General features: G+C 63.6%; 12 protein-coding genes. 2 read left to right on the top strand and 10 right to left on the bottom strand.

Annotation, left to right across the window (positions count from 1 at the left end; genetic code table 11):
- Positions 1-49: 49 nt before the first annotated feature.
- Entirely contained in the window at positions 50-457 is a 408-nt protein-coding gene (locus DUGA2_RS22620; RefSeq protein ID WP_070271709.1) for a hypothetical protein, read from the bottom strand.
- Between the two features lie 412 nt (positions 458-869).
- Between DUGA2_RS22620 and DUGA2_RS33680 the strand changes: the two genes are divergently transcribed.
- Complete coding sequence (locus tag DUGA2_RS33680; protein ID WP_141753346.1) at positions 870-1430, top strand: hypothetical protein; 561 nt, start codon at positions 870-872, stop codon at positions 1428-1430.
- A 310-nt stretch (positions 1431-1740) separates the two neighbouring features.
- On the opposite strand, the gene DUGA2_RS22615 is transcribed toward DUGA2_RS33680, so the two are convergent.
- The 5 genes from DUGA2_RS22615 to DUGA2_RS22595 all read right to left on the bottom strand — a co-directional run bounded on the left by DUGA2_RS22615 (position 1741) and on the right by DUGA2_RS22595 (position 7455).
- Positions 1741-2769, bottom strand: a complete 1029-nt coding sequence (locus DUGA2_RS22615) for a ComEC/Rec2 family competence protein (RefSeq protein WP_083296423.1) — start codon at positions 2767-2769, stop codon at positions 1741-1743.
- Between the two features lie 84 nt (positions 2770-2853).
- On the bottom strand, positions 2854-4599 hold the full coding sequence (locus DUGA2_RS22610; protein WP_070271708.1) for an ABC transporter ATP-binding protein: 1746 nt from the start codon (positions 4597-4599) through the stop codon (positions 2854-2856).
- Positions 4596-5558, bottom strand: a complete 963-nt coding sequence (locus DUGA2_RS22605; protein WP_070271707.1) for a MauE/DoxX family redox-associated membrane protein — start codon at positions 5556-5558, stop codon at positions 4596-4598. The genes DUGA2_RS22610 and DUGA2_RS22605 overlap by 4 nt, the downstream gene beginning before the upstream one ends.
- On the bottom strand, positions 5555-6460 hold the full coding sequence (locus DUGA2_RS22600) for a hypothetical protein (RefSeq protein ID WP_070271706.1): 906 nt from the start codon (positions 6458-6460) through the stop codon (positions 5555-5557). Before DUGA2_RS22600 ends, DUGA2_RS22605 begins: the two co-directional genes overlap by 4 nt.
- Complete coding sequence (locus tag DUGA2_RS22595; RefSeq protein WP_070271705.1) at positions 6445-7455, bottom strand: RimK family alpha-L-glutamate ligase; 1011 nt, start codon at positions 7453-7455, stop codon at positions 6445-6447. Before DUGA2_RS22595 ends, DUGA2_RS22600 begins: the two co-directional genes overlap by 16 nt.
- Here DUGA2_RS22595 and DUGA2_RS34080 point away from each other — a divergent pair.
- The gene (locus tag DUGA2_RS34080; protein WP_070271704.1) at positions 7454-7708 is read left to right on the top strand and encodes a hypothetical protein; all 255 of its coding nucleotides are present in this window, start codon (positions 7454-7456) and stop codon (positions 7706-7708) included. The two genes, DUGA2_RS22595 and DUGA2_RS34080, sit on opposite strands and share 2 nt — an antisense overlap.
- Before the next feature lie 125 nt (positions 7709-7833).
- Here DUGA2_RS34080 and DUGA2_RS22585 read toward each other — a convergent pair whose 3' ends face one another.
- The 4 genes from DUGA2_RS22585 to DUGA2_RS22570 all read right to left on the bottom strand — a co-directional run bounded on the left by DUGA2_RS22585 (position 7834) and on the right by DUGA2_RS22570 (position 11482).
- Positions 7834-8640: a CsgG/HfaB family protein gene (locus DUGA2_RS22585; RefSeq protein WP_070271703.1), complete on the bottom strand. Its 807-nt coding sequence runs from the start codon at positions 8638-8640 to the stop codon at positions 7834-7836.
- 86 nt (positions 8641-8726) lie between these two features.
- The gene (locus tag DUGA2_RS22580) at positions 8727-9524 is read right to left on the bottom strand and encodes a TatD family hydrolase (RefSeq protein WP_070271702.1); all 798 of its coding nucleotides are present in this window, start codon (positions 9522-9524) and stop codon (positions 8727-8729) included.
- Between the two features lie 4 nt (positions 9525-9528).
- Positions 9529-10224, bottom strand: coding sequence for a lipoprotein-releasing ABC transporter ATP-binding protein LolD (gene lolD, locus DUGA2_RS22575; RefSeq protein ID WP_008447988.1), 696 nt, complete (start codon positions 10222-10224; stop codon positions 9529-9531).
- Complete coding sequence (locus DUGA2_RS22570; protein ID WP_070271701.1) at positions 10217-11482, bottom strand: lipoprotein-releasing ABC transporter permease subunit; 1266 nt, start codon at positions 11480-11482, stop codon at positions 10217-10219. Before DUGA2_RS22570 ends, lolD begins: the two co-directional genes overlap by 8 nt.
- Positions 11483-11663 lie beyond the last annotated feature (181 nt).

Below are 11663 nucleotides of genomic sequence, written 5' to 3'. Positions count from 1 at the left end.
GCGCTCGCCAGTTTTGGCGATGCGATGACGAACTAGGCAGTCTGAGGAATTAAATGCGGAAACAGCAATTTCGGATTGCGATAGGCGGGGCGGTCGTTCGCGTCAAAGCGACCTGTAGGTAAGGTTTGGCATCAGAAACTGATGCTACGTCGAAGAACTGCAAGTCCAATACCAGCGCGACCGGCACGAACGGTGGCACGTCAGACACTGGGGGTTTATCGAGCGACTGCTTAGAGGGCTCGCCATGTCCGTATAGATGGCAGAGCGCCGGCTGCGCCGCATCCATGCCTTGGCAATTCGACATGTCGGCCACCTTAGCGTGAGCCGATGTCGCGGTAATTTGACCTCCTCCTGGCATCCCTGGGCACGCATACGCCGCCACGGCAAGCTGCATATACAGCATGCTGAGGATAGCGACGATGGCCGTCAGAAAGCGCCCGAGGCGAGAAGTCTTCATAAAGGAAATGCTATTTATCGTTCAATTAGCGTATATCGGATCAAATGGACTGTCGGATTTTGCAGGAGCGAATTAGTCCCATTGTATCGCATCGGTCGGACCAGAGCACCAATCCTTACACGCAATATAATGCTTCCAACAGTGGGAAGGTCAACCCTCGCTAACATCTTGTTCTAGTGATCCGCTTGGATTTGCTGGAGACTTTAGGGGCGCTAATCTAGTCGGCTAATGGCCTGTTTTGAGCGGTTTCAGGGCCTTATAATACAGTTTGTCATCAATAGTGAGAGTAATTCTCATGCCACTCTCGACCTCACTGAGGTCATCATTACGATTGCCTCGACTCCTGCGCTACATAGTCGCGCGCGGGAATACGATGTAGTGTTTTCCAATACGTAAGCAGTCACGACAACACATGAAAAATCCATCTATAAGTGCGCGTCAGCTAGCGGATCAATTGCTGTTTCCAGGAGCAGTCGATGGCGGATTGGCTTCCGGCGTGTTCGTTCAGGTGAGTTCCAACGAAGAGTCCGCTCAATTTTTTTGGGACCTAGCTTCAATGTTGGAGGCCGGCGGGATGCTCGTGGCAGTGATCGATGCGGCGAATATCATGGTTGAAAATGGGCTACCGCACCTCGCTCAGCTGCTTCGCGCACGATGCGGGGGCGAATGTGATCCGGCCAGCGGGATGGGCGAATTGACGGTGGCAGACACCCTAGCGGACGTCATGTACAACCAATCTCATACCCTAGTCTTGCTCCTTGGCGGTGCACAACGACTGCCTAGCGAGCCCGGCGAGCGCGCTATGAAAGCCATCAAGGCGGCGAGAGATCGCATAAATCTCGCGCCAGCTTCAACAGGAAGATTGTTGGTGGTGGCAACTTGGGTTCTTCCGTCAAACCCGAGCAATTACGTTGAGAATTCCAGCAGCGCATTTTATGGCGCAACAGCCGTAACTTTAGCGCAAAGTAGGTGAGCAGCTGGGCGCATAGGCGTCCTTGCGTATTCACTCGCATTCCAACCTGCCTGGTCGTTTCGGAAGACGTATATTGCCGGCCCAAAAACAAAACCTCAACCTCGCCCTCCTTGCCCCCTAGAGCCCTTTGGCAATCGCATACGGAGGTGTACTCACGAGTACGTGATAGCTTTCTCAGTTCGCGGGCAAGTCTACTGCTGGAAAAGAATCGAACAGCTTGGGCAAAACGTTGTTGATCTGCCACAGCAAACTTTCATCTAGCGACAGCACACTAGATGGATAAGTATCCCAACAATATCTTCGGCTTCCTTTATAAATCAAGTGTTGCGCAACGTATAAGTCCCGCCGGCACGCCAAAGCCGGCCAGCAGCACGTACAACAACGCCACCGACGCCCCCACCAGCGCCGCCACCTTCTGCGCTGGCAGCAGCAAGGGCAATTGCGCGCGCGTGAAGAACGAGTGCCGCCACAGATTGAACGCGGCCAGCGCGAACAGGCCCGCCACCATCGTGATATGCAACCCGGAGATGGAGATGAGGTGCCCCACGCCTGTGCGGTTGAAGACATTCCAGTCCGATTGATCGATGCTGCGCTGGTCGCCCACCACCAGCGCGACGATCACGCCGGCATATGGCTTGTCCGGCAGCGCCGCCAGGATGCGCGCACGCAGCAGCGCGCGGGTGTGCTCGATCACATTGCCCGTGCTGAAAACGAAACTGTCCAGCCGCCGGTTGTGCGGCGCGGGCCGCACATAGCCGGTCGCGCGCAGGCCTTGTTCCAGCAGCCACGCTTCGTAATCGAAACCGTAGGGATTCGCGTTGCCATGTGGGCGTTGCAAGCGCACGGTGAGCTGCCAGCGCTCGCCCGGCTGCACGTCACCGACCTCCGTCAGCTGGTTGCGCAAGCCCGCATACCAGGCCAGCGAAATATGCGGCGGCACGGTCCCCGGGGCCGCGCCTGGAACACGTTCGACTGCGAAATTGAAACGTACGCCTTGGTCGAAACGGTATGGCAGGTTGTCGATGGTGCCGATCAATGTGAAGTCGCGGCCTTCGTCGGCGGCCAACAGTTGCGGCGCCAGCACGCGGTGGGCCAGCCACGCGGCCCAGAAAAATCCGATCACAGCGCCCGTCAACAGCGATGTCGCACACCGCAGCGCCATGCCGGAACGGGCGCCGAGGCGGAACGTCTGCCGCCGCCACCGCCGCCATGCCAAGCGCGCCAACAGCCAAGCCGCCAGCACAAGGCCCGCTGCCAAGCCGGCCGACGCGGACGGCAACGCCGCCTGCGTTTGCAGCCACGCCGCCCCAGCGACAAAGCCTGTCGTCACCGCCCTCATCGCGCTGTCCGGCCGAGCGGCCGCTCCTCAAGTATCGCAACAGTCCGATACTACGCAGCCGACCTTATCGCCGCTTGATGCGGATCATGCGGAGAACTGCAACTGGCTCTTCATCAGATGGAAATACACGCCGTCGCGCTGCTCGATCAGCTGCGCATGCGGGCCGCTCTGCACGACCGCCCCGTGCTCCAGCACCAGCACACGGTCGGCCTTGACGATGGTCGAGTAGCGGTGGGCGATGACGATGGTGGTGCGCCCCGCCATCAGCGTGTCCAGCGCCTGCTGCACCTGTTGTTCGCTGGCCGCATCGAGCGCGCTGGTGGCTTCGTCCAGGATCAGGATTTTCGGATCGCGCAGCACGGCCCGCGCGATGGCGATGCGCTGTTTCTGTCCGCCGGACAGCTGCACGCCACGTTCGCCGACCACGGTGTCGTAGCCATGCGGGAAGCCTTCGATAAAGTCGTGGGCATTGGCCAGCCGTGCGGCATCGGCCACCTCCGCGCGCGCGACCTCGCGGTCCGGCAACGCGAAGGCGATGTTCTCGAAGATACTGCCCGAGAACAGCGACGGCTCCTGCTCGACGATGGCGATGTGGGCGCGCACGCCGGCAAGGTCGAGCTGTTCGGCCGGCACGCCGTCGAAGGCGATGCTGCCGCTGTCCGGCCGGTAGAAGCCGAGGATCATGCTGGCGATGGTGGACTTGCCCGCACCCGATGCGCCCACCAGCGCGACGTTCTCGCCCGCCGCAATGGAGAAGCTGACATGGTCGAGCGCCAGTTTTTCCGGCCGCTCCGGATAGACAAAGCCGACATCGCGGAATGCCAGTTCGCCGCGCAGCACAACCGCGTCGGCGGGCTGCTGCGATGCCTGCGGCTGCGGCTCGCTGCCGATGATCTCGAACACCCGCTCGGTGGCGCCGATGGTGCGCATCCAGTCGCTCCAGAAATCGCTGACCGCGCCGGACGAACTTGTCACCATGCCCGCATAGATGACAAAGCTGGTCAGCTCACCGACCGTCAGGCTGCCCTGCCCGATCAGCCTCGCGCCCAGCCACAGCGTCGCCAGCAGCGCCACGTACATGAGGAACGACGACACGCCGCGAAACGACGCCAGCAAGCGCGTATTGGCGATGGCGGCGGCCAGCGCATGGGCGGTGGCGGCGCCATACCTGGCGCCGGCGCCGCGCTGCTGGTTGAAGGCGTGCACCAGCCGGATATTCGAAAAATATTCATGCGCCACGCTGCCGCAATCGGCCTGGCGCTGCCGGATCTCGCGCGACTGGCGGCGCACATGCTTGCCCAGCCAGTCGCCCATGAACAGCGTCAGCGGCACATACACCAGCAGTATCAGGCTCAGTACCGGAGAAATCAGCAGCAGCATGACCACGCAGCCGGCCAGCACGCACAGGGAGCGCAGCGAAATCGCCAACCCCATGGTCAGCGTGTCGTGCAGGATTTCGACGTCGCCCGACAAACGGCTGGTCAGCTCGCCGACGTTGTGTTTGTCGTAGAAGCCGACCGGCTGCTGTATCAATGCGCCGTACAGCAGGCGCCGGATACGCGCGACGATCAGGTGGCCGGTCGATTCGAACAGGTAGTAGCGCATCGTGGTCGCCACCGCCTGCAGCGCCAGCACCGCCGTCACCGTCGCGGCGAAGGGGCCGAACCAGCTGCCGTCGCTTTTCAGGCCGATGTGATCGATGAAGTAGGCCAGCGCCCTCGGATAGCTCAATTCGACCAGCACCGTCAGCGCCATGAACATCAGGCCCAGCGCCAGGCGCGGCGCGAAGGCACGCAGCAGCGCCAGCCTTTGCAGATGCGGATTCGTCATGCGAGCTCCACTTCTTCCAGTTGGGCGCGCAGGCTGAGCCAGTCGTCGTCGCCGATCAAGCCGGCCGCCTGCAGATCGCCGGAGGGGCCGATAAACATGTAGTACGGCGCCTGCATCGCCGGATTCAGGCGCGCATATCGGCGTCCGCCGACCCGCACGGTGATGGCGCGCAGCGCATCGCCAACCAGGAAGCGCCGCAGCCGCCACGCGGGTTCGGCGCTGACCAGGCGGATTTTCAGTCCGGCTTCCTCTGCGGGCGCCAGCAGGCCGGCAATCTCCGGCAGCTTGCTGCGGCAACTTGGGCAGCGGCTGGACAGGAACAGCAGCGCCACGGCCTGCTCGACGCCGGGCAGCATCTCCGGCAGGCCGTTGTCCAGCATGCGCCCCATCACGGCCGCGACATGCTCGCCCAGCGCCGGCGTCCGCGGCGCGCGCGCGATGCGGAATCGGACAATCGTTTCGTGCAGCCGGCTCAGGCCCACGGCCAGCGCCAGCGCGGCGGCCGAGGCCAGCGCCAGCTGCGCCGGTGTCGATTGCGCCGGCGCCGGCCCGGCTGGCCAATACAGCCAGCAGGCAATGGCGCCGATCAGCAATCCGTTGCGCAGCAGGTCGTAGACCGACAGCGGCCGGTCGGCCTCGCCGAAACAGCTGCAACGCACGCTGTCGGCGGTCACATATTTGTAGCCGACAAAGCAGCTGAAACCTATGAGCAGCAGCAGCGCGGCAGGCATGGCGAAGGTCCTGGCCTGCATATCGCCAAGCAGCATGAGGGCCAGCGCTGCCTCGGCCAGGATCACGGCGGGCGTCAGTACCGCTCCCAGCGCAGGCGGCACACCCATCGACCCGGTCAGATTGGCGCGAAAGCGCGCCGGCGCCCGCAGCTTGCCCGCCACGGCGAGCAGGAAGACCATGCCGACCAGAAGGCGCACAACCAGCGCCGCTGCGGGCCAGGCGTTCATGCGGCGCCGGACGTGCCGCTCATGCCGGCAGCGCCGGACCAGCGCGGCAGCAGGCCGTCCTGCCGGCGGTAGCGCACCGACAGCCCGTCGCGCGTGGCCAGCAAGGCATCCTGCACCGGCGCCTCGACCGACGGCCGGGCGCCGCCGCCGATATGCGCTTGCAGCATCAGCGAGATATCCCAGGCCAGGTCCTCGACCCTGGGTTCGCGCCCCACGCGCAGGCCCAGCGCCGCCATCTCTTCGCCGGTGATGGCATAGTCGTGCGAGTGGTAGCCGGACATCAGCTGTTCGACGATGTTCGCGCGCGCCCCGGCGGCGAGCTGCGGCAGCTGGTAGCGCAGCAGCTCCTCGCCGATCTGGCGCAGCTCCAGCGTGGTGCGGTAGAAGGCCGTCAACGTCGGCGGGAATACGCTGGCGCTCAACAGCGACAAGGCCTCCGTCCGCGCCTGCTCCGCCTCCGCGCCGAACCAGGCGGCGCACATCTCGCCGAACAGCTTGATGTCCTGCGACGACACGGCGGTCGAAGCGCCGCCCTCGGCATCGCCTTGCAGATGCGGATCGATGGGCGAAAACATCGCCAGCTCGCCGGCGATGATGTCGTCCGCCGCCAGCGTCAGCAACGTGGCCGACGACTGGCAGTAATGCGGCACGATGAAGCACAGCTGCCGGCTGTACTGCCGCAGCAGCAGCGCGATGCGGCGCGCGGCGTTGACCATGCCGCCACGGCACTGCAGCACCACGTCCAGTCGCTCGCTGCGGCCGATGGCGCGCAGCTGCTGGTACAGCGCGGGCAGCATCTCCATATCAAGCCGCGAGGCCGCCAGCACCAGCACGCGGTTGCCGCGCAGCGCTTCGACCTGCTTGATTTTTTCCGGCAGATGCTCGTTCAACGGGTGCTGCATGCGGCCTCCTGCAACAGCTGGTCGGCCAGCGTTTCAAGCAGATTGAATTCGGGGATCAGCTGTTCGATGAACAGGAACTGCCCGGCGGGGTTATTTTCAAGGAAGACGTATTCGTTGTCCGGCGTGACGATCAGGTCCAGCGCGCTGTAGTTCAGGCCATAGCTGGCCACCAGCTCCAGGCAGCGCCGCTCGATCTGCGGCGGCAGCAGCGTTGGCGTGTAGCGGATCGGGGCCGACATGTCGCGGCAATCGACCGCGGTGCGGCTGTCGTCCTGGCTGTGTATCCTGGCGGCGAACACGCGGCGGCCGATGACCGTCACGCGCAGCTCGTACTGCTTGGCGACGTATTGCTGGAACTGGCAAGGCAACTCGGCCACGGCGTCGATGGACTCCATCATGTCGTCGTCGATCAGGGTGGTGGTCAGGCCTTCGGCCACGCAATCGGCGGCGGCCACCTCTTCCGCGGCCAGCGTCGGCGTCGACATCGCTTTGAAGATCATCTGCTCCGGCAGCTGCGCGCGGAACTGCCGCACCTGCGCGGCCGAATTGGTGATGAGTGTGGTGGGAATGCGAAAACCCAGCCGCTGCGCCCGTTGCAGCTGTTCGCCCTTCCACATGGCGCTGCGCATCGCCAGCGGATGGCTGACCCAGTGGCAGTCCAAGCCGTACAACAGGCCGAACAGCGCCTGTTCGCTTTCCATTTTGGCGTAGGCCAGTTCCTGCGGGCCGAGGTCTGCGCTGCGGTAGGCAAACTCGCCCGGCTTGCGGGCCCAGACCGCGCCGATCCCGGCCACATCGATGCTGGCGCCCGATGGCAGGTGGCGGATCTCGCCCCGGCAGCCGTCGGGCTGGAAGGATTGGATCAGTTCGTAATCGCGGGGAAAGGTATCGAGGTCGATGCGGAACCAGGCGCCGCCTTTGGCTGCCAGGATGGGGGTAAGTAAATCCGCGTGGAGGTCGCCGCTGTGGGTGACGATCAGGATTTTTTGGGTCATGGAGAAGACTGTCGGCCGGGCGGATGGCTACATCCGGCGGATGCCGGACGCAGCCATCGCCGCGCTCAAGTGCTTAGCACCAGATGCCGTTGTCTCGTCCGCCGTTGCGGCCGGCACGGGCGTCAGGGCCGGAGCAGCCGGCCAGTGCCACGCCTTCGCGGGCTTTCCATTGTGGATCGGCTTTGACTACGACTTTTTTCTCGGCCAGCTTGAATGCGAACAGCTTTGTCTCATTTTGCTTTTTCATTATTAGAACCTTTTTAGATAGTTTAAAGTTCAAACGATTACCACGGGTAGTGGTGCAACAACGATATCATTGCCAATAATTGATGTCAATAAAGCTATCATATCAATAGCTTCACATTGCCAATCGCTTATTTATTTCACCGAAACGTCGGTGGCCTTGACCGCCACGTGTTCGGTGATGTTCTTCGACGCGATGGTCTCGGCCAGGAAGGAAGTCGACTTGACCAGCAGGTCGCGCGCCACCTCTTCCAGCGGCGAGCCGCTGATGCTGGCGTGGCTGCCGCCCAGGCCGACGCCGCCGCCCCAGCCCAGCGCCGAGACGCCGAAACCGTTTTTCTCGTTATTCGCCTGGAAGGTTTTGGAAGCGATGATCTTGGCGCGCTTGACGTCCACCACGCGGATGTCCATGTTCATGTGCACTTTGGATTTCTTGAAGTCGACCGAGCCGGCCAGCAAGCCCAGCGGGCCTTTGAGGAAGCCCAGGCCGCCCAGGCCGGTGGAGCTTTGTTCGAAGCCCAGCGAGGTGATCGATCCGGTGATCATGTAGTCGGCCGCTTCGGCTTCGACCTTCTTGCCGATCAGGGCCAGCTCCTTGTTGATCTCTTCCATCTCGGCGCGTTCCTGCACGTCGAAGCAGCCGGTCTGGGTCAGCGCGGTGGCCAGCATCTCGGTCATGCCGGTGCCGACGCCGGTGTAGCTCGGCTGCGACACATTGCCCTGGCGCTCCCACCAGCGGTACTGGCGCGGATCCTGCTGGCCGGAGCCCGAAGAACAATCCGCCGACTTGCACTTGAACTCGGTGAACACGACCTTGGCGGCCGGCCGGGCGCACTTCGGTACGTCGATTTCGCGCTCGGACACCTGGCTGGTCTCTGCGAAACCGGCAACAGGAATGGACACCAGCGCTGCAAGGCAAGTACTGCGGACTATGTTTTTCATACGGGCTTTCGATGGATAGTGTGAATTGTGCAAAAATTAAAGTGTTAAATTATGCACTATTGACCACAGGTCAAATCTATCGAAATCTAACCGTGCGCCCCCATGCGCGGGAGCGCGGCGCGCGCATTGGCGCTGGTGGCGGCCGCCACCTCCTGCTGCGGCATGCCGCGCAATTCGGCCAGCACCGCGCCGATGCGGGGGATCTGGTCGGGGCTGTTGCGGCCCGGGTGTATCCAGCTGGGGGAGATATCCGGCGCATCGGTTTCCAGCACGATGCCGTCGAGCGGCAGCTCGGCCGCCAGGCGGCGGATTTGCAGTGCGCGCGTGAACGTCATGGCGCCGCCGAAGCCCAGCTTGAAGCCCAGGTCCAGATAGCCCTGCGCCTGCTGGAAGCTGCCGTTGAACGCATGCGCGATGCCACCGGCCGGCCGGATCTGGCGCACGTGCTTGAGCACCACGTCCTGCGAGCGGCGCACATGCATCAGCACCGGCAGCGCGAAATCGCGGGCGATCCTGAGCTGCTCGCGGAAAAAGAAGATCTGCTTCTCGCGCATGGCCGGTTCGGTCAACATGGGTATAAAAAAGTCCAGGCCGATCTCGCCCAGCGCGACGAAGCGGCGGTCGGCCATGGCGGCGGCGACCTGCTCGCGCAGCACGCGCAAGTCGTCCTCCTCCGCATGCGGCACGTAGATGGGATGGATGCCCAGCGCGTAGCAGCCGTTGTCCACGCTGGCGGCCAGCTGCGCCACCACCGGGAAGTTGGCCGTCTCCACCGCCGGGATCACGATCATCGATACGCCCTGCTGCCGCGCCAGCGCCGCCTGCGCGGCGGACTCGCCGCCGAATTCGTGGGCGTCGAGATGGCAGTGGGTGTCGATCCACATGGCGTCAGTCCTGGTAGGGCTGCAAGCCTTCGTCGGTCAGGCGCAGCACGCGGTCGCAGCGGCGGGCCAGTTCGATATCGTGGGTGACGATGACGAAGGCCGTGCCCAGGGTGCGCGACAGCTCCAGCATCAGTTCGAAGATCTGCTGCGCGGTGGCGTGATCGAGGTTGCCGGTCGGCTCGTCGGCCAGCACGCAGGCCGGCTGCGTGACCAGCGCGCGCGCCAATGCCACGCGTTGACGCTCGCCGCCGGACAGCTCGCCCGGCACGTGCGTGACGCGCTTGGCCAGGTTGACGCGGGCCAGGATCTGCTGCGCCGCGCTGCTGGCGTCGGCGCGCTTGACGCGGCGTATCATCAGCGGCATCGCCACGTTGTCCAGCGCGCTGAATTCCGGCAGCAGGTGGTGGAACTGGTAGACAAAGCCCAGCGACGCGTTGCGCAGGTCGCCGCGCGCGGTTTCGCTCAGGCTGGCGAAGTCCTTGCCCAGCAGGGTGACGCTGCCACGGCTCGGCGTATCGAGGCCGCCCAGCAGGTGCAGCAAGGTCGATTTGCCGGAGCCGGAAGCGCCGACGATGGCCACGCGTTCGCCGCGCCGCACGTCGATGTCGATGCCGTTCAACACCTGCACCGAGTAGGAGCCTTGGGTGAAGGTTTTGCCGAGGCCGCGGCAGGACAGGACCACAGGTTCCAGATTACTCATAGCGCAGCGCCTCCGCAGGTTTCACGCGGGCGGCCCACCAGCTTGGATACAGGGTCGCCACGAAGGCCAGCACCACGGCCACGCCGCCGATCTTGAACACATCCGGCCAGCGCAGGTCGGACGGCACGCTGCTGATGTAGTAGATATCCTTCGACAAGAACTGCACTCCCAATAAATGTTCGATAAACGGCACGATGACGTCGATGTTGAGCGCCACCAGCACGCCGCCGGCCACGCCCAGCGCGGTGCCGAGGATGCCGACCAGCGCGCCCTGGATCATGAAGATCTTCATGATGGAGCGCGGCGAGGCGCCCAGCGTGCGCAGGATGGCGATGTCGGCCTGCTTGTCGGTCACGGTCATCACCAGCGTCGACACCAGGTTGAAGGCGGCCACCGCGATGATCAGCGTCAGGATGATGAACATCATGCGCTTTTCGGTCTGGACGGCGGCGAACCAGTTGGCGTTGAGCTTGGACCAGTCGCGCATGATCAGGTCGCCCGACATCGAATTCTTCAAGTCCTGCGCCACTTGCGGCGCGCGGTGCATGTCGGACAGGCGCAGGCGCAGGCCGGCCGGCGCATCCATGCGCAGCAGTTTTTCAGCGTCGGTCAGGTGGACGAAGGCCAGCGCCGAGTCGAACTCGTTGTGGCCCGCCTCGAAGATGCCGACCACGGTGAACGAGCGCAGGCGCGGCAGCACGCCGGCCGGCGTCGGCTGGCCCTGGGCCAGCGCCAGCGTCACCTTCTCGCCGAGGTTGACGCGCAGCGCGCGCGCCAGCTCGATGCCCAGCACGATGTTGTAGCTGCCCGGCTGCAGCGCGTTGAAGCTGCCGCGGCGGGTCTGTTTGGCGACGTCGGAGACGTTGGGCTCCTGCTCCGGCAGCACGCCGCGGATGATGGCCGGACGCAGCACGTCGTCGCGCACCAGCATGCCCTGGGTTTCGGCGAACGGCGCGGCGCCGATCACTTCGGGGTTCTTGCGCGCTTCGGCGGCGGCGGCGCGCCAGTCGGGCATGGAGCCACGGGCGTCGAACACTTCGACGTGGGCCAGCACCGACAGCATGCGGTCCGTCACTTCCTTCTGGAAGCCGTTCATTACGGACAGCACGACGATCAGCGCCGCCACGCCCAGGCCGATGCCGGCCATGGAAATCAGCGAGATAAACGATATAAAACTATTGCGCCCGCTGCGCTTGCCGGCCCGCGTGTAACGCAGGCCGACCAGCCACTCAAAGGGCAGGTTCTGGATAATGCTCATGGGCTCCGGAGGGATTCAACATTGTGAGCCCGCAGTGTGCCATACAAATAGGATTTCATGGGTGAAACACCGCACCCTGCCCCGTTGAAGTCGGGCGGATGCGAAAAATAATGAAAAAAATGAAATATAAATATCTTTCCACTAAACTTTTCGCGAAAAGCGTGGATACCTTGTCTGAACG

Origin of the sequence: Duganella sp. HH101, assembly GCF_001758795.1 — a bacterium.
In the GTDB taxonomy this organism is placed as follows: Bacteria; Pseudomonadota; Gammaproteobacteria; order Burkholderiales; family Burkholderiaceae_D; genus Rugamonas; species Rugamonas rivuli.
This window is presented reverse-complemented; position numbering and strand designations above follow the sequence as displayed.